This is a genomic window from Paracoccus zhejiangensis, assembly GCF_002847445.1.
Taxonomy (GTDB): domain Bacteria; phylum Pseudomonadota; class Alphaproteobacteria; order Rhodobacterales; family Rhodobacteraceae; genus Paracoccus; species Paracoccus zhejiangensis.
Genome location: NZ_CP025430.1, coordinates 3,717,904 through 3,738,530 on the forward strand (window position 1 = coordinate 3,717,904; position 20,627 = coordinate 3,738,530).

General features: G+C 65.3%; 18 protein-coding genes. 11 read left to right on the plus strand and 7 right to left on the minus strand.

Features of this window, described 5'->3' with window-relative positions; all coding sequences use genetic code 11:
- Positions 1 to 372: 372 nt before the first annotated feature.
- From CX676_RS18090 to CX676_RS18115, 6 genes are all read right to left on the minus strand, one after another.
- On the minus strand, positions 373 to 1,686 hold the full coding sequence (locus CX676_RS18090) for a pyruvate dehydrogenase complex dihydrolipoamide acetyltransferase (RefSeq protein WP_101753803.1): 1,314 nt from the start codon (positions 1,684 to 1,686) through the stop codon (positions 373 to 375).
- Between the two features lie 12 nt (positions 1,687 to 1,698).
- Positions 1,699 to 3,078 (minus strand): pyruvate dehydrogenase complex E1 component subunit beta, encoded by a 1,380-nt coding sequence (locus tag CX676_RS18095; RefSeq protein ID WP_101753804.1) that lies wholly within the window; start codon positions 3,076 to 3,078, stop codon positions 1,699 to 1,701.
- 15 nt (positions 3,079 to 3,093) lie between these two features.
- The gene (pdhA, locus tag CX676_RS18100; protein ID WP_232816520.1) at positions 3,094 to 4,140 is read right to left on the minus strand and encodes a pyruvate dehydrogenase (acetyl-transferring) E1 component subunit alpha; all 1,047 of its coding nucleotides are present in this window, start codon (positions 4,138 to 4,140) and stop codon (positions 3,094 to 3,096) included.
- Positions 4,141 to 4,299: 159 nt separating this feature from the next.
- Complete coding sequence (locus CX676_RS18105) at positions 4,300 to 4,593, minus strand: FtsB family cell division protein (protein WP_101754427.1); 294 nt, start codon at positions 4,591 to 4,593, stop codon at positions 4,300 to 4,302.
- Between the two features lie 29 nt (positions 4,594 to 4,622).
- Entirely contained in the window at positions 4,623 to 6,809 is a 2,187-nt protein-coding gene (locus tag CX676_RS18110; RefSeq protein ID WP_157935986.1) for a hypothetical protein, read from the minus strand.
- Between the two features lie 88 nt (positions 6,810 to 6,897).
- Positions 6,898 to 8,166: an acetylornithine deacetylase/succinyl-diaminopimelate desuccinylase family protein gene (locus CX676_RS18115; protein ID WP_101753806.1), complete on the minus strand. Its 1,269-nt coding sequence runs from the start codon at positions 8,164 to 8,166 to the stop codon at positions 6,898 to 6,900.
- A 130-nt stretch (positions 8,167 to 8,296) separates the two neighbouring features.
- Here CX676_RS18115 and CX676_RS18120 point away from each other — a divergent pair, with 130 nt between their 5' ends.
- The 11 genes from CX676_RS18120 to CX676_RS18170 all read left to right on the plus strand — a co-directional run bounded on the left by CX676_RS18120 (position 8,297) and on the right by CX676_RS18170 (position 19,798).
- Positions 8,297 to 9,370, plus strand: coding sequence for a hypothetical protein (locus CX676_RS18120; RefSeq protein ID WP_101753807.1), 1,074 nt, complete (start codon positions 8,297 to 8,299; stop codon positions 9,368 to 9,370).
- Between the two features lie 2 nt (positions 9,371 to 9,372).
- Positions 9,373 to 10,506 (plus strand): hypothetical protein, encoded by a 1,134-nt coding sequence (locus tag CX676_RS18125; RefSeq protein ID WP_101753808.1) that lies wholly within the window; start codon positions 9,373 to 9,375, stop codon positions 10,504 to 10,506.
- 3 nt (positions 10,507 to 10,509) lie between these two features.
- A complete protein-coding gene (locus tag CX676_RS18130; protein WP_101753809.1) occupies positions 10,510 to 11,070 on the plus strand; it encodes a putative glycolipid-binding domain-containing protein in 561 nt (186 codons plus the stop codon).
- On the plus strand, positions 11,071 to 12,993 hold the full coding sequence (locus tag CX676_RS18135; protein ID WP_101753810.1) for an AAA family ATPase: 1,923 nt from the start codon (positions 11,071 to 11,073) through the stop codon (positions 12,991 to 12,993).
- Positions 12,990 to 13,442, plus strand: a complete 453-nt coding sequence (locus CX676_RS18140; protein WP_157935987.1) for a hypothetical protein — start codon at positions 12,990 to 12,992, stop codon at positions 13,440 to 13,442. Before CX676_RS18135 ends, CX676_RS18140 begins: the two co-directional genes overlap by 4 nt.
- A gap of 243 nt (positions 13,443 to 13,685) precedes the next feature.
- Positions 13,686 to 14,045, plus strand: a complete 360-nt coding sequence (locus CX676_RS18145; RefSeq protein ID WP_101753812.1) for a hypothetical protein — start codon at positions 13,686 to 13,688, stop codon at positions 14,043 to 14,045.
- Complete coding sequence (locus tag CX676_RS18150) at positions 14,042 to 15,430, plus strand: DUF6638 family protein (protein ID WP_101753813.1); 1,389 nt, start codon at positions 14,042 to 14,044, stop codon at positions 15,428 to 15,430. Before CX676_RS18145 ends, CX676_RS18150 begins: the two co-directional genes overlap by 4 nt.
- Complete coding sequence (locus tag CX676_RS18155) at positions 15,427 to 15,708, plus strand: hypothetical protein (protein ID WP_101753814.1); 282 nt, start codon at positions 15,427 to 15,429, stop codon at positions 15,706 to 15,708. The genes CX676_RS18150 and CX676_RS18155 overlap by 4 nt, the downstream gene beginning before the upstream one ends.
- Before the next feature lie 9 nt (positions 15,709 to 15,717).
- Complete coding sequence (locus tag CX676_RS18160; RefSeq protein WP_101753815.1) at positions 15,718 to 16,410, plus strand: DUF1523 family protein; 693 nt, start codon at positions 15,718 to 15,720, stop codon at positions 16,408 to 16,410.
- A gap of 96 nt (positions 16,411 to 16,506) precedes the next feature.
- Entirely contained in the window at positions 16,507 to 17,457 is a 951-nt protein-coding gene (gene deoC / locus CX676_RS18165) for a deoxyribose-phosphate aldolase (protein ID WP_101753816.1), read from the plus strand.
- Positions 17,458 to 17,464: 7 nt separating this feature from the next.
- Positions 17,465 to 19,798: an aldehyde dehydrogenase family protein gene (locus tag CX676_RS18170; RefSeq protein WP_101754428.1), complete on the plus strand. Its 2,334-nt coding sequence runs from the start codon at positions 17,465 to 17,467 to the stop codon at positions 19,796 to 19,798.
- A gap of 13 nt (positions 19,799 to 19,811) precedes the next feature.
- Here CX676_RS18170 and CX676_RS18175 read toward each other — a convergent pair whose 3' ends face one another.
- On the minus strand, positions 19,812 to 20,573 hold the full coding sequence (locus tag CX676_RS18175; RefSeq protein WP_101753817.1) for an aldolase/citrate lyase family protein: 762 nt from the start codon (positions 20,571 to 20,573) through the stop codon (positions 19,812 to 19,814).
- Between the last annotated feature and the right edge of the window lie 54 nt (positions 20,574 to 20,627).

A 20,627-nucleotide genomic window follows, 5' to 3' on the forward strand; every position in this document is an offset into this window, starting at 1 on the left:
CGCGTCCCCCGGACCCCCTGCGGGATACTTGGGCCAAGATGAAGGGGCCGTTCCTTCTTGACGTCTTCGGAGGTTCCCTTCGCACGACGAGCCGTCTTGAGCCTCGTTGGCAGCGACAAGGGTTGATCGGGCGCACCACCGAACCAAGAGATTGCGGGTGACCTCCGATCCTTGGTCGAGCAGAAGCCAGATGATGCGGCCCGCAGGTCGGTCGAAAAGACGAGATCCTTGCCGCCAGCATCGAACTCGGTACCGAGTCCCTCGGCGTCATGGACCCCAGATTGCCAAAACCGGCGCAAGATTGCGCCGGTTTGATAGTGTTCCAGAACGGATCTCCGCAGACTCGAGTGGTGCGAATGCGGATCTACCAGATCAGGCCAGCATCCCCATCGGATTTTCCAGATGGTTGACGATGGCCTCCAGCAGTTGCGCGCCAAGCGCCCCGTCGATGACCCGGTGATCGACCGACAGCGTCATCGACATGACGTTGCGAATCACCACCTCGCCATTCTCGACGACAGGGGTCTGGATGCCGGCACCGACGGCAAGGATCGCGCCATGCGGCGGGTTGATGACTGCGTCGAAATTCTCGATCCCGAACATGCCGAGGTTCGAGATCGCGAAGCTGCCGCCCTGGTATTCATGCGGGGCAAGCTTCTTGGTCTTGGCGCGGTTGGCCAGGTCCTTCATCTCGGTCGAGAGGGCCGACAGCGTTTTCTGCTGCGCGTCCTTCAGCACCGGGGTGAACAGGCCGCCCTCGATGGCGACGGCAACCGCCACGTCCGAGGGTTTCAGCTTCAGGATCCGGTCACCGGCCCAGACCGCATTCGCATCCGGCACCTCTTGCAGCGCCAGCGCGCAGGCCTTGATGATGAAGTCGTTGACCGACAGCTTGACCTTGCGGCCTTCCAGCTGCTTGTTCAGGTCGGCGCGGAACTTCATCAGCGCATCCAGCTTGGCCGAGCGGCGCAGGTAGAAATGCGGGATGGTCGACTTGGCCTCGGTCAGGCGCGCGGCGATGGTGCGGCGCATCCCGTCGAGCTTGACCTCTTCGGTCGGGCGGTCGGCATAGATCTTGAGGATCGTTTCCGCCGAAGGACCGGCCGGCGCGGCAGCGGCCGCAGCCGGGGCGGCAGCCGCAGGGGCGGCAGCGGCAGCGGCCGGGGCAGCGGTGGCACCGGGCTTGGCACCCTCGACATCGGCGCGAACGATCCGGCCATTCGGGCCAGAGCCCTTGATCCCGGCCAGGTCCACGCCCTTCTCCGCCGCGATGCGACGGGCCAGCGGCGAGGCAAAGACCCGACCGCCGTCAGCCGACTTGGGGGCAGCCGGGGCAGGCGCGGGTGCCGCAGCCGCCGCAGGGGCAGCAGCAGCAGCCGGGGCCGCAGCAGCGGGCGCGGCAGGTGCCGCAGCCGGGGCGCTGCCGATGTCCGAGGCGCTTTCGCCCTCTTCCAGCAGGATGGCGATGGCGGTGTTCACCTTCACCCCTGCCGTGCCTTCGGCGATGAGGATCTTGCCCACCTTGCCTTCATCGACGGCTTCGAATTCCATCGTCGCCTTGTCGGTCTCGATCTCGGCCAGGATATCCCCGGATTTGACCTCGTCTCCCTCTTTCACCAGCCATTTGGCCAGCGTGCCTTCCTCCATGGTCGGAGACAGCGCGGGCATCAGGATTTCTGTCGGCATCTCGCGTTCTCCTTACTTGTAGGTGACTTTCTTCACCGCCGCGACAACTTCGGGCGCGGTGATGAGGGCCAGCTTTTCCAGATTGGCCGCATAGGGCATCGGCACGTCCTTGCCCGTCAGGTTGAGGACCGGCGCATCGAGATAATCGAAGGCGTTCTCCATCAGCACGGACGAGAGGTAGTTGCCGATGCTGGCGACGGGCCAGCCTTCCTCGACAGTGACGCAGCGATTAGTCTTCTTGACCGATTCGATCACCGTGGCCGTATCCATCGGGCGCAGGGTGCGCAGGTCGATGACCTCGGCCTCGATGCCCTCGGCGGCCAGCGTTTCCGCCGCAGCCAGCGCATGGGTCATGCCGATGCCGAAGCTGACGATGGTCACGTCGCTGCCTTGGCGGGCGATGCGGGCCTTGCCGAAGGGTATGGTGAAATCCTCGAGATCGGGGACTTCGAAGCTGCGGCCATACATGATCTCGTTTTCAAGGAAGATCACCGGGTTCGGGTCGCGGATGGCGGTCTTCATCAGACCCTTCGCATCAGCCGCCGTGTAGGGCATCACCACCTTGAGGCCCGGCACCTGCGCATACCAGGCGGCATAGTCCTGGCTGTGCTGGGCGCCCACCCGGGCGGCGGCACCGTTCGGGCCGCGGAAGACGATGGGGCAACCCATCTGCCCGCCGGACATGTAGAGCGTCTTCGCCGCCGAGTTGATGATGTGGTCCATGCCCTGCATGGCGAAGTTGAAGGTCATGAACTCGACGATCGGGCGCAGACCACCCAGTGCGGCGCCGGTGCCGATGCCGGCAAAGCCGATCTCGGAGATCGGCGTGTCCACCACGCGCTTGGGACCATATTTTTCCAGCAGACCCTGAGAGATCTTGTAGGCGCCCTGGTACTCGCCGACCTCTTCCCCCATCAGGAAGACAGTCTCGTCGCGGGCCATTTCCTCGTCCATGGCCTCGCGCAGAGCCTCGCGCACGGTCATGGTCTTCATCTTGGTGCCCTCGGGCCAGTCGGGCGACACGTCGCGCGGCATGGCGGGGGCAGGGGCGGCCTGGGCGGCCACGGTCGCGGGCGAGCTTTCCGACTCGGTCGAGACGGCAGCGGGCGCGGCGGCCGGAGCGGCGGCGGGGGTGTCGGAGACGCTTTCGCCTTCCTCGACCATCACCGCGATGGGCGTGTTCACCTTCACGCCCTCGGTGCCTTCGGCGATCAGGATCTTGCCGAGGATACCTTCATCCACCGCCTCGAATTCCATCGTCGCCTTGTCGGTTTCGATCTCGGCGAGAATGTCGCCGGATTTCACCGCATCGCCTTCTTTCTTCAGCCATTTCGCCAGCGTGCCTTCCTCCATGGTCGGCGACAGGGCGGGCATCAAAATCTCGGTTGCCATGGTCTTGTCCCTCCCTCAGGCTTTCTCGTCGGCGTAGATGTCGGTCCAGAGTTCTTCCAGCGCCGGTTCCGGGCTTTCAGCGGCGAACTTGGCCGAGTCATTGACGATATCCTTGATTTCCTTGTCGATGGCCTTCAGGTCGTCTTCCGAGGCGTGCTTGCCGTCCAAGAGCATGGTGCGCACGTGTTCGATCGGGTCGCGCTCGTCGCGCATCTTCTGCACCTCTTCGCGCGTCCGGTACTTGGCCGGGTCCGACATCGAGTGGCCGCGATAGCGATAGGTCATGACCTCGAGGATGTAGGGCCCCTTGCCGGCACGGCAGTGGGCCACGGCCTTCTCGCCCGCTGCCTTGACCGCCAGCACATCCATGCCATCGACCTGCTCGCCCGGGATGCCGAAGGCTTCGCCACGGCCGAAGAAGGTGGTGGATTTGGTCGAGCGCTTGACCGACATGCCCATGGCATACTGGTTGTTCTCGATCACGAAGATCACCGGCAGATCCCAAAGTTCGGCCATGTTGTAGGTCTCGTAGACCTGGCCCTGGTTGGCGGCGCCGTCACCGAAATAAGTGAAGGTAACGCGGCCATTGCCCAGATACTTGTCGGCGAAGGCCAGACCCGCACCCAGCGGCACCTGCGCCGCCACGATGCCGTGGCCGCCGTAGAAATGCTTCTCGCGGCTGAACATGTGCATCGAGCCGCCCTTGCCGCGCGAATAGCCACCCTCGCGGCCGGTCAGCTCGGCCATCACGCCGCGCGCTTCCATGCCGCAGGCCAGCATATGGCCGTGGTCGCGATACGAGGTGATGCGCTTGTCGCCCTCTTCCGCCGCGGCCTCGAGGCCGACGACAACCGCTTCCTGGCCGATGTAAAGGTGGCAGAAGCCGCCGATCTGGCCCATGCCGTAAAGCTGGCCGGCCTTCTCTTCGAAGCGGCGGATCAGCAGCATGTCACGGTAATATTGAAGCAGCTCCTCCTTGGAAGTGTTCGACTTGCCTTTGGCCGGTGCGGCGGCTTTCGTCGATGATGCTGCGGGCTTGGCGGCTGTAGCTTTCCTGGCCATTCGGTCCCCCACTCGTGCTTAGGTCGGAATTAGTTCAGCGTTAAACTATCCGTAGACGATCGCGTGGGGGGGTGCAATCCGTCAAACGCATGGCGAATTGCCCGGTGGCGAAAATCGCCCGGAGGTGGTGAAGCGGGGGGGAAACTGCCTGTTTGGCGGTCAGCGCAACACGGCTTCGTCGGCGCGGATCAGGCCCAGAACGGCGCGCGCCCGCTCATCCAGAAGGTCGAGGTCGAGATAATCGTCCGAGAGGCGCCGGGTCAGGTTCTGCATCTGCGCCGATTCCTCGGCCAGGGCCTGCCGCTCGGTCATCAACTCGGCCGTTTCCGCCTCGAGCTGCACCCGGCGCAGGATGCCCGAGGGGCCCTGCACCGCGGCAAAGGCGAAATAGAGGCAAAGGCCGGCGGCCAGCACGAAAAGCACCGCTGAACTGATCGAGAAACGCTGAGACATGGTTTTTGACTGCCCGTATTTTTCCGGCATCATGCCACAAGCGGCGGCTTGGGGGAATCCCTGTCGGAAACGGTGTTTCCGGGTGTGTCGGTCCGGGTCAGTGCGCCGCGCAGCGCCGACCAGACATTGCGGTCGGTCCAGTAGCCGGTATGGCCGTTCGGGCCGACGCGCAGATTCTCGACCAGCCCGCCCTGCACCCGAACCTGCGTGCCGACGAAATCATCGCAGCGATAGATGTTGATCCAGCGCGCCAGCCGCCCGGCAAGCGGGTCCAGCCCGAAACCCTTGGCGAAATACTGGCCGTAGATATGGGTCAGCGGCGAGCCCATGGTCAGCAGGAAGCGCGGCCGGTCGGGAAACACCCCCTCGGCCAGCGACTGCGCCGCGATCACCGTGCCCTGCGAATGCGACACGACGATCAGCCGGTCATAGTCCATCTGCCGGGCCAGATGGTCATGCACCAACCGGAAGCGGGCAAGGATGCGCTCGCGCTGCGCATAGTGGCTGTCGCTGCCGGGGCCGGGCTTTCCGGCCAATGTGCGGGTCGAGTAGATCGAGATGTCGCGGGCCACGCCAAGGGCCGCCGCGATGAAGGAGGCGCCGCGATAAATCGCAAGGCCCAGGAAGGCGGTGACGGCGACGGCGAGCACGTTCAACTCGGTGACGCGCTCGTGAAAGCTGCTTAGCCGGCCGATCAGCGTGTCGGTATTCCATTCGTAATAGGGGATGCCGACGACATCCAACCCGGTCTTGCTGGCCTGGAACAGCCCGCCGAAGGCGATCCACAGGATCAGCACGAACAGCAGCTGGTTCAGCACCGGGTTCAGGATCAGCCGCCCACACCAGATGTCCAGCACCGTCTGCTCATCCTGCGCCAGCTGCCCACGCCGGATGCGCCGGATCATCAGCGGCACCACCCCGACCAGCACCAGCGCCGCCACCGCGATCATGATATAGGCCATGGTGCTGAGCAGCAGGCCCGAATAATCCGCATAGACCTGCGTCAGCAGGGTCTTGCCACCCTCGTCGCCGTCGAGCTTCTGCACCACGCCCGAGAACAGCGCCCAGAGTGCCGAGGTGATCAGCATCCACAGGATCAGCATGGCATTGCAGAGCGACAGGTAGATCAGCCCGCGCTGACCGAAGAACTCCGTGATGCGGTTGGCCGTGCGGATCAGGCGCTTCCGGGCCGCCGGGATCAGCGCCAGCGCCACCACTGTTCCCAGGGCGATCAGCAGCCAGTCGCGGCTGCCCGCCGGCGCGCCCTGCGCGGCGACGATCAGCAGCACCGGCAGACCAAAGACCAGCAGCGTCCGTTTCAGCCCAAGGTCGGTCAGGGTCGATGTGACGAACAGTGCCAGCAGGATCGCCACCGCACCCAGCCAGATGATCCCCATCAAGAGGGTCGCCCCCCAGGCGAACAGGGCAATGTCCTGATGGTCAAGAGACCAGCAGGTGGTCATCTCGATCGACCGACACGAGGCCTGACGCAGTGCCTCGAGCCAGGGTGCATCGCCGGTCCACGAGACCAGCAGCGCCGCCAGCGCGGCCAGCACGGCCAGCCCGCCAAGCCCGGCTACGAAGGCCCGCACCATGTACGAGCTTTGCGGGCTGCGGATCATCGCGCGCCAGAACAGGCAGCAGAGTGCCACCACCCCGCCCATCCCGGCAATCAACATCGTGCCCGGTAGTTGCCCCGGTTCGATGCCAATCTGGACCAGGAAAGGATCGACCAAGAGCGAGATCGAGGCAATCAGCAGCAGCGCGTTGAAGGGCGCGATCAGGGCAAAGAAGATCCAGACGAACAGATAGACCGCGCGGCGCGACCAGGGGCTGACCTCGGCAGCGCTGTCATCGACATTTTCCAATGCCAGGTAGCCAAGGCCAAGAATGGTGCGCAGCAGGTCAATGGCCGTGTCGAACGAGCCGTTCGGCGCGCGCGACAGGTCCGACCAATAGACCTCGCCGGCCAGAATCTCCTGATCTTCCGGCAGTTTATTGGCCGCGGTCGCCGGAACCGTGGTGCGGCGGATGGTGCAGGGAAAGAGCTTCAGCAATTCGCTGCCCTCGACCTTCTCGGCGATCATCTCGGTGCGGCCCTCGATCGGGCCGGGCAGACCCAGTTCCTGCACCGCGCCGCCGGTCAGGGCGTCGATGGTTTCACCGGGCGCCTGTTCGCCAATGCCGTGGACGATCAGCAGCAGGGTCTTTTTCAAAACGACCATCCGTCATTTTGCTATATTCCAACAGTTTATCGAAAGGGTCGGCCGAAATAAATATCGTTCAGCGGGTATTGGTAAGGTTTCACTTACCCGAAAGCAGATCGTCCAGCACCAGCGCCATGACCTTGGCGCTGTCGATCATGTCGCCCACGCCGATCCATTCATCGGGCTGATGGGCAAGGTCCAGCACGCCCGGACCATAGGCGATGCAGTTCTTCAGCTTGCCGATGCGGTCGATATGCTTCTGGTCATAGGTGCCGGGCGAGACGACGTAACCGGCCTCGCGCCCCAGCACCCGCTCGATGGCGGCGGCGGTGGTGCGCACGACCGGGGCGTCCTTCTCGGTCATCGAGGGGATGACCTCGAAGAGATCGCGGATCTCATAGGCAAAGCTGGGCCGCCGCGCCTTGACCTTTTCCAGAAGGGCGGTGACCTCGGCCTTCACCTCGGCCAGATCCTCCTCGATCAGGAAGCGCCGGTCGATCACGATGCGGCAGCGGTCGGGCACGCAGGGGGCGGGCAGTCCGGTGAAGCTTTCCGGCTGCTCCACCGCGCCGCCATGGATCGAGTTGATGTTCATGGTTGAGGAGCGCGCGCCCTCGGGGATCACCGGCATTTCCGTGTGCTTGCCGGCCAAGAGCGGCCAGAGCGTCGCCTCCATCTCATCCAGCACTGCGCCCATGTGGCGCACGGCGCAATCGCCCAAGAAGGGCATCGAGCCATGGGCGATGCGGCCCTGCGTCTCGATCTCGGCCCACCAGACGCCGCGATGACCCAGGCAGATACGGTCCTTGTGCAGCGGTTCGGGGATGATGACGTGATCGACATGGGCAAACGCGCCCTGTTCCGCCAGATAGGCTACCCCGCCATAGCCGCCGGTTTCCTCGTCCGCCGTGGCGCTGATCTCGATGCTGCCGGCATGGTCGGGATTTGCCGCGACGAAAGCCTCGGCGGCGATGATGCTGGCCGCCAGCCCGCCCTTCATGTCGCAGGCGCCCCGGCCATAGATGCGGTCGCCGTCCAGCTCGCCGCCGAAGGGATCGTGGGTCCAGCCATGGCCGACCTCGACCACGTCGTGATGGCTGTTGAAATGCACGCAATCGCCGGGCCGCGCCCCCTTGCGCCGGGCGACGAAGTTCCAGCGCGGGAAATCCGCGCTGTCGCCCGGCGTCCCATGGGCGCGGATCAGCTGGCACTCCCATCCCTGCGGCGCCATCCGCGCCTCGAGATAGTCGCAGATATCGCGATAGCGCCGTCCGGGCGGGTTCAGCGTCGGGATGCGGATCAGATCCTGCGTCAGGCGGATCAGCGCGTCGCGGCGGTTCTGAACTGATCGGGTCAAGTCGTCCATGACGTGCAGGTTAGGCAGCCGGTTCGGCGCTGACAACGGCCAAATTCGGCGCGGTTTCCCGCGCATCCACTTGCACTGGCGGGCGTTCGCCCTAACATCTTTCACAACGAACATATCAGGGGGGAAGGCGATGGCATCGCTGGAACAACAGATTACCGAAAGCCAGAAGCAGGTGGCCGAGGCACAGGGCAAGATCGCCCAGATGACCGAGGCACTGGACCGCGCGACGGCTAGGGCCGACGTGGCCAGCCTGCCCATCGACGTGGCCAATGCGACGCTGCAGGATGTCCATGCCCATACCGAGGCGATGAATGCCAATATCGCCGAGTTGATCATGGGGCTCGATGACGTGACGGCGGGCTTCTCGCAGGATTTCGAGGCGCTGCGGTCGAAGACGGGCTGGGAAAGCTTCGTCGGCATCTTCGCCAGCGGCAAGTCCGAGGCAATGCGGCAGGAACGTCTGCGCGACGCCAGCATCGACGACAAGCTGCAGGACCTGATTTCCAAGTCCGACACCATCACCCGGCTGCTGCAGGGACAACTGGACCTGCTGAACGACCAGAAGGCCAAGGTCGAGGCCAACCTGACGGGCACGCTGGAGGAGCGCGAGGCAACCGTCGGCACGCTCGAGGCACTGCGCGAGAAGATCAAGGCGATGGACCCGCAGTTGATCGAGCTGGAGAACAGGATCTCGACCACCACCGATGCCAGCGACCGCACCCGGCTGGAGACCGAGCTGGCCAATGCCAACAAGGACCACAACGCGCTGGTGCAGGACGAACAGGTGGCTCTGGCCAAGTCGCAGACGCTGGAGCGTTACATCGAGGCCGGCAAGACCTGGGTGGACAGTCTGCAGAACCAAGCGGCGACGCAGATGGTGCTGATCAACAAGCTGCAGACCGACACCCGCCAGCGGGTTGTCCTCTATGACGCGCTGACCAAGTCGCTGAAGACCGCGCAGCAGCAGGACATCGCCCACCGCATCAACGAGATCGGTGTGCGGACGGACCAGGAGGCGCAGGCCGCCATGGCCGCCATCGGCACCGCCACCAATGACAAGATGGCCGACATGCTGGAAGCCCATGGCGATCACATGGTCTTTGCCCGCAAGGTGCTGGAAGAGAAAGCCAAGGCCGACGAACGCTTCGCCCGCCGCTTTGCCGAGATCGTCAAGAAGCATGACAGCAACCTCTATGGCGGCTGAGCGTGGCTGAAACCGGAACCCTCGACGCCGACCACCGGAAGCTTGACGACGACCTGCAGGCGCGGGCCTTCATCGACCAGACGCGCCACATCGCCGAGGTGCTTCCCGGCGCGCTGGACGAGATGGTGCGGGACGGGCTGTTCACGCAGGTCGAAACCGAGGTGATCGATGGCTATCTGGGGGCGCTGAAAGCCAGCATGGATGCGCTGGCGATGAAATATCTCGTCGCCGGCCGGATCGAGGGACCGCTGCAGCGGCATCTGACCATCGATATCCATGAATCCGGCTTCCCGGTCTGGCAGGAGATCGCCCAGACTGCCGCCGATGCAGCGCAGGCGCAGGCGGAACTGGCGCGCACGCCCGATGCCGCTGCCATCAAGGATGACATGGTGCGCGAGATCGTCGGCCGCCAGACCATCCCAACCCGCCTGCAATACGCGCTGTCGCAGCGATATTATTACGAGGCACTGGCGACGGGCGGGCTGTTCTGGCCGCAGATGCATCCGCAGGGGTTCTGGCTGTCGGGGCATGACAGCAGCCGGCGGCGCTGGCTGCTGCACTGGGCGGTCTATGACAGCCAGCTGAACGTGCCGATCCTCTATCTCATGGATGTGGATGATACCGGCCGCCGGGCGCTGACCGATGACCCGAAACGCTGGCCCGAGGTCAGGGCGCATCTGCTGGCGCAATCGGTCTCGGGCCTGCAGCTGCTGACCATCGCGCAGGGGTTCGACCGGGATTTCGAGACGCTGCACCCCCATCGCCTGCGCCGGATCACGCTGGGGCCGGCCTATTCCAGCGGCTATACCGTGCAGGAAGGCCCGATCCGCGAGGTGCTGGACAGTGCCGCCGCGCCGGCGGGCGAGGATTGGGCGCTGGCCATGACGGTCGAGGACCTGCAGGCCGAGCGCGCGGTGATGGAATCCACGGGCTTCTTCGGCGTGACCGAGCGGCAGATCTTCAAGCTGGACCCGCTGAACCAATATGGCGCCGGGCAGGGGGCCACCTCGGCCACGCGGCTGCTGGTCCTGCCGGCCCGGCCCTATCAGGCGCTGGCGACACTGGACCCGCCGGGCTTTCGCAACATCCGCAAATACGTGCCCGGTCCCGATGGCCGGGTGACGAGCTATCGCTAGGCCATGGGCGAGGGCGGCGCACAGATCGTCTGGCGGCGGCTGGATCATCCCGGCCATGATGCCTGCCGGCTGTGGTCGGAAGGCAGCCTCTGGCGGATCGAGGGCATGGCGGTGTGGCTGGACCCAGAGGGGCCGGCGCAGATCGCCTATGAGGTTTCCGCGGGCGAGGACTGGATCACCCGCTCGGCCCGGATCATGGGGCGCGCGGGCAAGCGCGCGCTGAGCCTGTCGATCCACCGCGACGGCATGGGCAACTGGCGGGTGAATGGTGAGGCGCTGCCCGAGGTGACGGGGCTGGCCGACATCGATCTGGGCTTTACCCCCGCCACCAACACGCTGCCGATCCGGCGGCTGCGTGGCGCGAGGCAGGCCAGCGCCGATCTGGCATCGGCCTGGCTTGACCCCGGCGACTGGCAGGTGAAACCGCTGCCGCAGCATTACGAAGATCGGGGCGAGGGGCGCTGGTCTTATCGCTCGCCCGGCCATGGGTTCGAAACCGAGATGACGATTGATGGCGACGGGCTGGTCACCGACTATCCGTCGCTTTGGGTGAAAGAGGGCTGAATGGACGCGAAGAGTGAGATGGAACTGCCCGAGGCCGAGATCCGGGGCCATTACCCGCAGGCGCTGAGCCTGCTGACCGGCTTCGACCACGCGCCGCGTCTTGGCAAGGCGGTTGCCGTTGCCGCCGCCGAACGCTCGCCCGGCATCCCCTCGGCCTCGCGCTTCCGCTCGACCACGCCGGGGCTCGCGGCACGCTCCACCGCCCGCCCCAGCGGCGTTAGGCTGATCGAGCGCATAGAGGGCGTGGGTGGCGATGACCTGCCATCGCCCGCCGCCGCCACCGTTGCACGGGCGCTGCGCCGGGCGCTGGCGATCGCGCTGGCGGTCAGTGACGAGGTCGCGGCGCGGTCGGGCGCGGCGGAACTGAAGCGCGCCAATCTCGAAGGTCGCCTGCCGCCCGAGCGGCGCAGCGAGTTCACCGAATTGCTGGCGGTGGAAGCGCTGGCGGCGCTGTCGGTCTTTGCCAATGCCACCGCCTTCCTTCTGGCCGAACATGCCGGTCCCGAGACGGTCGAGGGCATCACCGCCGACGAGGTGCTGACCGACAACCCGCTGGTCGCGCTGCAGGGCGCGCTGTGGGAGCTGGACCAGAACCTCGCCCGCGCCTCGGATGACAAGACCCTGATCGCCACGGTGATCGCCTTTGCCGAGGCGCTGGCCGCCGCCGTGCAGGCCCGGGCCGAGACCGCCCCGCGCATCGGCGCCTTCACCGGCGCAAGCTGGCGGGTGGCGGCGGATGATTTGCCCATTGCCGGCTTTGCACCGGTGACCCGCGCCCGTGGCAAGCCCCTGACAATGGCCTTCAAGAAGCCCGAGGAGGTCATCGGCAATGCCATTGCCAAGCATCAGGCGATGCGGCTGGCGCGGATGATTGTGGGCTATGATTTCGACCGCCGGATGAACCCCTTCGTCGAACTGGGCGGCTTCGTCTTTACCTTCCTGGGCGACGGCAAGCCCGGCACGGGCAAGACCACGCTGATCCAGATGATGGCCGGGATGCTGAACGATTATTGCAATATCGGCGGCTATCCCTTCCGCTATGCCAACCTGTCGGTGGACAATATCGACAGCTATCAGGGCAAGTCGGGCCAGAACGCCAAGGCCTTCATCACCTCGATCATTGACCCGGCGGTGATCGGTTTCGGCACCATCGACGATATCGACCAGATCGCCGGCAAGCGCGGCGACCGCCAGTCCTCTGCCGGCCAGCAGGAGATTACCGCCGTGCTGATGGAGGCTTTTGCCGGTGCCTCGACCGTGGTGCGCGGCAATTGTACCTTCGGGATGTTCTCGAACTATGCCGAGGCCATCGACGACGCTCTGCGCCAGCGCGCCTCGGCCCGCTTCCTGATCGACGGGCCGAAGACGCAGGCCGATTACATCGACATCCTCGCGCTGCTTCTGGGCAAGCGCCACGACATTCCGGTGGGCGAGCACGACCTGATGAAGGCGCAGGCGATGCAGAAGGCCGTCGCCGACAGCTATGCCGGCCATTCCCGCCCGCAGGAGGCGGGGCTGGAAAAGGTTTTCAACGAGGTCTCGGGCCGCTTTGGAGAGCTGGAAAACCTCGCCGAGCTTGGCAGCTATCTCTATGCCATTTCGCAGGCCGAGCCGCGCTTCACCGGCCGCGCGGTGAAGAACATCACCGATGCGGTGAAGGCCCGCGCGATGGATTTCGACATGCCGGATGAATGGTTCACTACGCCCGAACCCTTCATGCACCAGCCCTACGAGACCAAGCTCGAGATGATCTCGGCCCTGCGCCAGCCGATCACCACCGCGATGGTGGTGCAGGAGATCAACCGCTATGCGGACAGTGAATGGCGCTATTCGGACAGCGCGGACGAGACGGCGATCGCCGAGACCGTGCGCGGGATGGAACGGATGGAAGAGGCACGGAAGCGGTTTGGGGGGCAGGGGTGACCATCAACTGGGCGGTCGCAGTACCCGTCGCGGCAGCAATGATCGCTGCCAGCGCAGCGGTTTGGGGCGCTTGGTTAGCGACCAAGGCGCAGGCTGCAAACCGGAAGTTGACTCAGGAAGTGGCACTCGCACAGTTTCGCCAAGATTGGCTCAACATGCTTCGCTCCAAGCTGGCGGAATACCTCGGTCTTCTAACGATTTTGTACAGAACTGACGGTTTGGAAGACGACGCGCACCGAATGGAAATGGTGAAATGTGCTTATGAAATCCAATTACTATTGAGTCCTCATGATCCAAGCGACAACGAACTGATAGTTGAATTGAGAACTATGAGGGAAGCGTATGAGAGGCGCGATGCCGAAGTGGATGCGGCCAAGGTAGTCGCGTTGTCACAGGCTATTCTTTGGCGAGGATGGGCCCGGATTACTTCTGACATACGCGGACCGTGAAGCTTTCGCCATGAGACAGACATTTGAGAGCGGCCTATTGCTACTAAGTTGCAGTATTCCTCGCCCGAAACGCGGGCGTCAGCCCGCCGGGCAGCGGCCGACCGCCCCCCAGGGCGGCCGCTTTGGTGACGCCCCGCGCCGAACAGCCGTTCGATATCCTTTCGCCATAAAGGCCCCCACACGAACCGCCCCAGCGGCCACCCGCGGTCGGCCTTTGCCCTCCGTTGCACTCCGGGCCACCCCATGACCACCGTCGAACGCGTCGCCCTTGTCCTGACGGCCTTGCCCTTCCTCACCCTCGGACTGGCCCATTATGCCCTGCGCCGCCTGGCCCTCAGACCCGGCAAGACCCTGATCGCCGCCGTTATTCTGATGCTTCGGCAGATCGGGCGGCTCGCGGGCTGGGTCACGGCGCTCTACACGGCGATCTGGGCGGCGGGCAAATATCTGGACCCCGCCGCTTTCGAGGCCTTCTGGGACGAACCGATCAGCCTGTTCGTGTTGATGGGCTCGGCCATGCTCGCCTATCTTTACCTTTTCATCCGGTGGTGCTGGCAGCTTTGGCAGTCGCGCCGCCGCGCCCTGCGGGAGCTTGCGAAATGAAACGCCTGATCGAAAAGGGCCTGATGTTCGGCAACCTGATCCGGGTAAATTCGACCGCCTGGGTCGCGCTTTACAATCGCGCGCTGAAGAAGGTGACGGGCAAGGAAACCGCGCTGACCGAGTTCCACATCGACATCAGCGGCTATTCCCCCGAGATCGGGGACGAGCTGGACGATATGGATTACCTGCGCCCCGATGGCGGCAACCGGCAGTTCATCCTGCTGACGACCGAGCAGAAGACCGCGCCGCTGTTGAATGCGGATCTCTCGGTGCTGCGCGACGTGCTGCGCGCTTTCATCACCGAGAATGAAAGCCAGCTGTTCAGTCTGACCGCGCGGGATGCGGTGCTGGGCGAGATCGACGATCAGGTCTGGCAGTTCAGTGGTCCCGCCGATCTGGCCGCGATCCGGCACCTGACGATCAGCGCCGACACCACCGGCAACCATGTCGCCGAGGCCGACCGGCTGACCGCGCTGATCGAACGTTTCCGCACCGAGCCGGATGGCTGGTGGGATGACGTGCTGATCGCCGAGATGATCGAGCAGGCGAAGAAGACCGGCGACGTGGTGCGCAACCCGGTGCATCTGCAGCAGACCGGCTTTGACGTGCAGGATTTCTGGACTTCGGATTTCGGCGGGGTCTATGTCATCCGCTCGGCCAAGCAGCCTGCGATGATCTTCAGCGACCCCAAGGCGCATATCGACCTGCCGGGCTTCCAGACCATGACCACGCTGCAGGTGAACCAGATCGCCGCATGGCTGGCGCGGAATGCGCTGGCCGAGCCGATCGCCAGCGCGCGCGGCGCCGATGCCGCGCCGATCCTGCGCCAGAAGATCGATTTCATCCTTGTCGATGCCGCAACCCGGCTTGGCATCGATACCGGCAGCGGCACGAGGGCGGAACTGCGCCGCGCCGCCGCCCGCATGGGGGCGCAACTGCCATCCGAGATCCGCGGGCTGTCGGCGCTCTTGCGCTATTCCGAACAGGGGGGCGACTGGCCGGTGATCGACAGCGCCGATCCGGCCTATTTCTACGCCATCCGCGCCACGCCCGGCCCGGCCCGCGAACTGATCAACCGGCTGCTGTCGGAACTGGGCCCCAGCGATGTGCGGCAGCTGTTCATCACCCACAAGCCGCTGTTCTACAGGCTTTACCAGACCTGGTCCGAGCCGAAGCAGGCCTATGTGGCCGAGTTCCTGGCCCGTGAGTACCAGATCGACAAGCAGGGCACCCGCGATGCGCTGTTCGGGCCCGAGCCGGGCATGGCCGAGCCCGAAGTAACGGCCCGTGCGGCACCGGCTGGCCCATGGGGCAGCGCGCGTGCTAGGCTGTCGGAAGGGGCAGCGCGGCCGCCCGTCACGCCGCCTTGGGGGTTCAGCCGTTGACCGCACTGTTCCGACTGATCGTGCTGGTGCTGCTGCTGGAAGCGGCGCTGTATTTCCTGCTGTGGATCTACATGCGTTCGCTGAGGCGCGAGGCGCTGGAAGATGAATGGGACGAACGCCATCCCGAACAGGCCGGCGACAGTGCCGACCGGGACGAGTTCGTCCGCCGCTCGATGGTCAATTTCGAGAAAAGCCTGCGCGCAAGGTTGCTGTGGCTGGTCTTTATCATTCCGACCGCGGCGATTATGGGGATCATCTATTGGGTCAACTGGCAGTAGGGGTATCAGATGCATTACGTCAAGGTTGTGCTGGGGGTTCTGCTTGGCGTCGTCGTCTTCGCCTTTCTCGACTATGCGCTGCCCTCGAAGAACACGGTCAGGATCACCAATACGTATAACCGGCTGACCTATATCAGCCCCACGAACAGCATCTTCTATGCCAGCGATGATACCGGCACGGTCGAGAACCAGCAGGGCCAGCGCGACATCCGCTTCATCGACACGGTGCGCCCGAACGGCAAGGTCTTCGTCTATCGCAACGAGGATACCGGCTGGATCTGGCCGCCCTATTTCAAATACGACAGCTCGAACCTGCATTCCGAGGCGACCAACCTGCAATCCACCGCGCAGGCGCCGCAATGGGTCAGCATCACCGCCTATGGCTGGCGGATTCCGTGGCTCTCGACCTATCCGAACGCCATCTCGATCGACACGGTGGCCGGGCCGAACGAGCATCCGCGTAACTGGCCGGCGATGATCATCCTGATCGTGCTGTTCTTCGTCCTGCTGCTTGTCTGGCGGATGTGGGCGCAGTTCCGCCAACGCACCATCGACCCCGCCGTAGCTCGCGTCGATCAGGCCTGGGACGGTGTGGAAAACCGCGCCGATGCCGCCCGCGACCGCGTTGTGTCCGAGGCCAGCGAGGCCAAGGGCAAGGTCTCGGGCTGGATGGGTACCTGGCGGGGCAAGCCGCGTCCCTGACCGGGTGCGGCCTGCCGAAAAAGTGACGCCCCGACGCGACTTGTGGGCTGGCTGGCGCATCGCTAGGCTGGCCTGATCCAACGGGCCGAGGGGACCATGACCGCGACAACACGAAATCCCGGCACCGATCTGCGCCTCGACTGGTTCGAGGCCATCCGCATCAACACGCCTGCCGTGGAACGCCGCGCGGCCACGCTGCCGGCGCGGCGCAGCCTGAAGAAGGATTTTCAGGCGGCCTGGCTTCTGAACGCCGTGCGCTGCATCGACCTGACCACGCTGGCGGGCGATGATACCGAAGACCGGGTGGCGCGGCTTTGCGCCAAGGCGATGCAGCCGATCGCGCCGGAACTGCTCGAGGCCATGGGCGTCGATGGCCTGACCACCGGCGCCGTCTGCGTCTATCCGACCATGGTTGCAGCGGCCAAGCGTGCGCTTGGCAATTCCGGAGTGCCGGTCGCCTCGGTCGCCACCGGCTTTCCCGCCGGGCTGATGCCCCTGGACCTGCGTCTGGCCGAGATCCGCTATGCCGTCGATCAGGGCGCGGACGAGATCGACATCGTCATCACCCGCGCCCATGTGCTGCAGGGCGATTGGGCCGCGCTTTATGACGAGATCAGCGCCATGCGCGAGGCCTGCGGCGCCTCGAAGATGAAGGCCATTCTGGCCACCGGCGATCTGAAATCGCTGGAAAACGTCGCCAAGGCCAGCCATGTCGCCATGCAGGCCGGGTCCGACTGGATCAAGACCTCGACCGGGAAAGAGGGGGTGAATGCCACGCTGCCCGTCTCGCTGGTCATGTGCCGCACCATCCGGGACTATCAGGCGCTGTCGGGCCATACCGTCGGCTTCAAGCCCGCCGGCGGGCTGCGCACCGCCAAGGACGCCATCGCCTGGCAGGTGCTGATGAAAGAGGAACTGGGCCGCGACTGGCTGCGTCCCGATCTCTTCCGCATCGGCGCCAGCTCGCTTCTGGGCGATATCGAGCGCCAGATCAGCCACCACGTCACCGGCCGCTATGCTGCGGCCCATCGCCAAGCCATCGCCTGAGGGGAACATGTCAAACGTGAGCAAGATCATGGAGAGCATGGATTATGGCCCCTCGGTCGAGGACAGCGCGGCGGTGCGCGACTGGCTGAAGGCCAAGTCGCCCTTCGGTCATTTCATCGGCGGCAAGTTCCAGACGCCGGGCAAGACCTTTGCCAGTTCCAACCCCTCGACCGGCGAGGCGCTGGCCGAGGTGTCTCAGGGCACGGCGGCGGATGTCGAGGCGGCGGTCAAGGCCGCGCGCAAGGCGCAGAAGGGCTGGGCGGCGCTTTCCGGCAGCGAGCGGGCGCGCTACCTATACGCCATTGCCCGCCATGTGCAGAAGCGCGAGCGCTTCCTGTCGGTGCTCGAAACGCTGGATAACGGCAAGCCGATCCGCGAAAGCCGCGACATCGACATTCCGCTTGTCGCCCGGCATTTCTATCACCATGCAGGCTGGGCCGAGCTGCGTGATGCCGAATTCCCCGGCCATGCGCCGCTGGGGGTTTGCGGCCAGATCATCCCGTGGAACTTTCCGCTGCTGATGCTGGCGTGGAAGATCGCGCCGGCGCTGGCCGCCGGGAATACGGTGGTGCTGAAACCGGCCGAATACACCTCGCTGACCGCGCTGGCCTTTGCCGAGATATGTCAGGAGGTCGGCTTGCCTGCCGGCGTGGTCAATATCGTCACCGGCGACGGCGCAACGGGTGCGGCCATCGTCGAGGCCGAGGTCGACAAGATCGCCTTCACCGGCTCGACCGAAGTGGGCCGGGCCATTGCCGCGAAGCTCTCGGGCACAGGCCGCAAGCTGACACTGGAACTGGGCGGCAAGTCGCCTTTCATCGTCATGGAGGATGCCGATCTCGATGCCGCGGTCGAGGGCGTGGTCGATTCCATCTGGTTCAACCAAGGGCAGGTCTGCTGCGCCGGCTCGCGCATTCTCGTGGCCGAGGCCGTGGCGGATCGGTTCGAGACGCTGCTGAACGCCCGCATGGCGAAGCTGATCGTGGGGCCGCCGCTGGACAAGTCCACCGATATCGGCGCCATCGTCGATCCGGTGCAGAAGGACCGCATTCAGGCCATCTGCCGCGCCGCGACCGATGCCGGTGCGGAACTCGTCGGCGGTCAGCCGGGCGAGGGCTGCTTCATCGCCCCCGGCTATCTGAAGAACATCGCCCCGGCCAATCCGGGCATGGTCGAGGAGATCTTTGGCCCGATCGCCACGCTGTCCACCTTCCGCACGGCGGACGAGGCGGTCGAACTGGCCAACAACACCCGTTACGGCCTTGCCGGTTCGGTCTGGTCGGAAAGCGCCACCGTCGCCACCGATCTGGCGGCGCGGATCAAGGCCGGGGTCATCTGGATCAACTGCGCCAACATGTTCGACGCGGCGGCGCCCTTTGGCGGCTATCGCGAAAGCGGCTTCGGACGCGAGGGCGGGTTCACCGGGATGCTGGACTATCTGGCCGAACCGCCGGTGAAGCCGCGCAAGGAACCCGAGGCCGGCGCAGCTCAGACCGCGCCCGGCGGTGACGGGCAGGGCGGCGGTATCGACCGGACCGCCAAGCTCTATATCGGCGGCGCGCAGAAGCGGCCGGATGGCGGGGCGAATTATGCCGTGCCGGGCGGCATGGCGCCGCTTGGCAGCCGCAAGGATATCCGCACTGCCGTCGAGGCGGCGGCCAAGGCCGGCAAATGGGCCGGCATGGGCGGCCATGCCCGGGCGCAGGTGCTCTATTACATCGCCGAGAACCTCTCGGCCCGCGCCGACGAGTTCGCCAAGCGCAGCAGCAAGGCCGAGGTGCAGGCCGCCATTGCCCGCGCCTTCCACTATGCCGCATGGGCCGACAAGTTCGACGGACGCAACGTGCAGGCCAAGCCCGCGCATCTGGTGAACGTGCTGCCCGAGCCTTACGGCGTCATCGGCATCGCCTGCCCGAACGACCAGCCGCTATCGGCTTTCATGTCGCTGGTGATGCCGGCGATTGCGATGGGGAATGCGGTCGTGGTCGTGCCGGCGCAGGATGATCCGCTGCCGGTGCTGGATCTCTATCAGGTCTTCGACACCTCGGATCTGCCGGGTGGCGTGGTCAATATCGTGACCGGGTCCAAGGACGAACTGGCAAAGGTACTGGCCGCGCATGATGAGGTTGCAGGGCTGTGGTATGTCGGCGATCGCGCCCGGCTGGCAGGCGTCGAAAAGGCGGGGGGCGGCAACCTGAAACCCGTCTGGTCGCCCGCGCATCGCGACTGGACCGGGGCGCAGGCGCAGGGGCGCGCGTTCCTTCGGCAGGCCACCCAGACCAAGACCATCTGGCTGCCCTATGGCGCGCTGCCCGCCGGAACAGGCAGCGCGGCTTACTGATCGGGACGGCGCGTCAGCGCCACTCCTCGCGCCGCGCCACGGCACTGCGCCTGAGCAGCGCGGTGTCCAGATCGACCGCCACGAACAACGCGCCGGCATCGGCGGCGGCGCGCGCCATCTCCTGATCGGCCGACAGGAACCCTGCGGGCATGCCGGCAGCGGTCAGGCGCTGGATGGTCTCGACGATCTTGGCCCTGACCTCGGGATGGCCGGCATTGCCCAGATGCCCCATCGAAGCCGCCAGATCGGCCGGGCCGATGAACACCCCGTCCACGCCGTCGATGGTGCAGATCTCGTCCAGATGCTCGATCGCCTCCAGCGTCTCGAGTTGCAGCAGCAGGCAGATCTCCTCCTCGGCGCGGATGTTGTAATCCTTGATCGCCCCGAAGCGGCTGGCCCGCGACAGGCCCGACACGCCCCGCATCCCGCGCGGGGGATAGCGCACCGCCGCCACCGCCGCCCGCGCCTCGTCGGCGGATTGCACATAGGGGATCAGCAGCGACTGCGCCCCGCCATCCAGAAGCCGCTTGATATCCACCATGTCGTTCCAGCCCGGCCGAACGATGGGCGTGGTCGGGTAGGGCTCGGCGGCGCGTAGCAGCGCCACGGCCTCGGTCGATTCGATCGGCGTATGCTCTGTATCGATCAAGAGCCAGTCATAGCCGCAATTGGCCAGAAGCTCGATGCTGTTCGGGTCGGGGATCGAGCACCAGACGCCGATCTGGCGCTGGCCGGCCTTGAGCGCGGCCTTGAAGCGGTTCTTGGGCAGGTCCATCTGGCGCGGTCCTTCGCTGGGTTCGGGGTCTGGTATACAGTTTGAGCCTTGGCC

What these genes read in the sequence shown, in the direction of transcription:
- CX676_RS18135 (WP_101753810.1), top strand. Translation starts at nt 11,071, where the DNA reads ATGGACGCGAAGAGTGAGATGGAACTGCCCGAGGCCGAGATCCGGGGC.
- CX676_RS18170 (WP_101754428.1), top strand. Translation starts at nt 17,465, where the DNA reads ATGTCAAACGTGAGCAAGATCATGGAGAGCATGGATTATGGCCCCTCG.
- CX676_RS18150 (WP_101753813.1), top strand. Translation starts at nt 14,042, where the DNA reads ATGAAACGCCTGATCGAAAAGGGCCTGATGTTCGGCAACCTGATCCGG.
- CX676_RS18115 (WP_101753806.1), bottom strand. Translation starts at nt 8,166, where the DNA reads ATGGACGACTTGACCCGATCAGTTCAGAACCGCCGCGACGCGCTGATC.
- CX676_RS18145 (WP_101753812.1), top strand. Translation starts at nt 13,686, where the DNA reads ATGACCACCGTCGAACGCGTCGCCCTTGTCCTGACGGCCTTGCCCTTC.
- deoC (WP_101753816.1), top strand. Translation starts at nt 16,507, where the DNA reads ATGACCGCGACAACACGAAATCCCGGCACCGATCTGCGCCTCGACTGG.
- CX676_RS18130 (WP_101753809.1), top strand. Translation starts at nt 10,510, where the DNA reads ATGGGCGAGGGCGGCGCACAGATCGTCTGGCGGCGGCTGGATCATCCC.
- CX676_RS18105 (WP_101754427.1), bottom strand. Translation starts at nt 4,593, where the DNA reads ATGTCTCAGCGTTTCTCGATCAGTTCAGCGGTGCTTTTCGTGCTGGCC.
- CX676_RS18090 (WP_101753803.1), bottom strand. Translation starts at nt 1,686, where the DNA reads ATGCCGACAGAAATCCTGATGCCCGCGCTGTCTCCGACCATGGAGGAA.
- CX676_RS18175 (WP_101753817.1), bottom strand. Translation starts at nt 20,573, where the DNA reads ATGGACCTGCCCAAGAACCGCTTCAAGGCCGCGCTCAAGGCCGGCCAG.
- CX676_RS18120 (WP_101753807.1), top strand. Translation starts at nt 8,297, where the DNA reads ATGGCATCGCTGGAACAACAGATTACCGAAAGCCAGAAGCAGGTGGCC.
- CX676_RS18160 (WP_101753815.1), top strand. Translation starts at nt 15,718, where the DNA reads ATGCATTACGTCAAGGTTGTGCTGGGGGTTCTGCTTGGCGTCGTCGTC.
- pdhA (WP_232816520.1), bottom strand. Translation starts at nt 4,140, where the DNA reads ATGGCCAGGAAAGCTACAGCCGCCAAGCCCGCAGCATCATCGACGAAA.
- CX676_RS18095 (WP_101753804.1), bottom strand. Translation starts at nt 3,078, where the DNA reads ATGGCAACCGAGATTTTGATGCCCGCCCTGTCGCCGACCATGGAGGAA.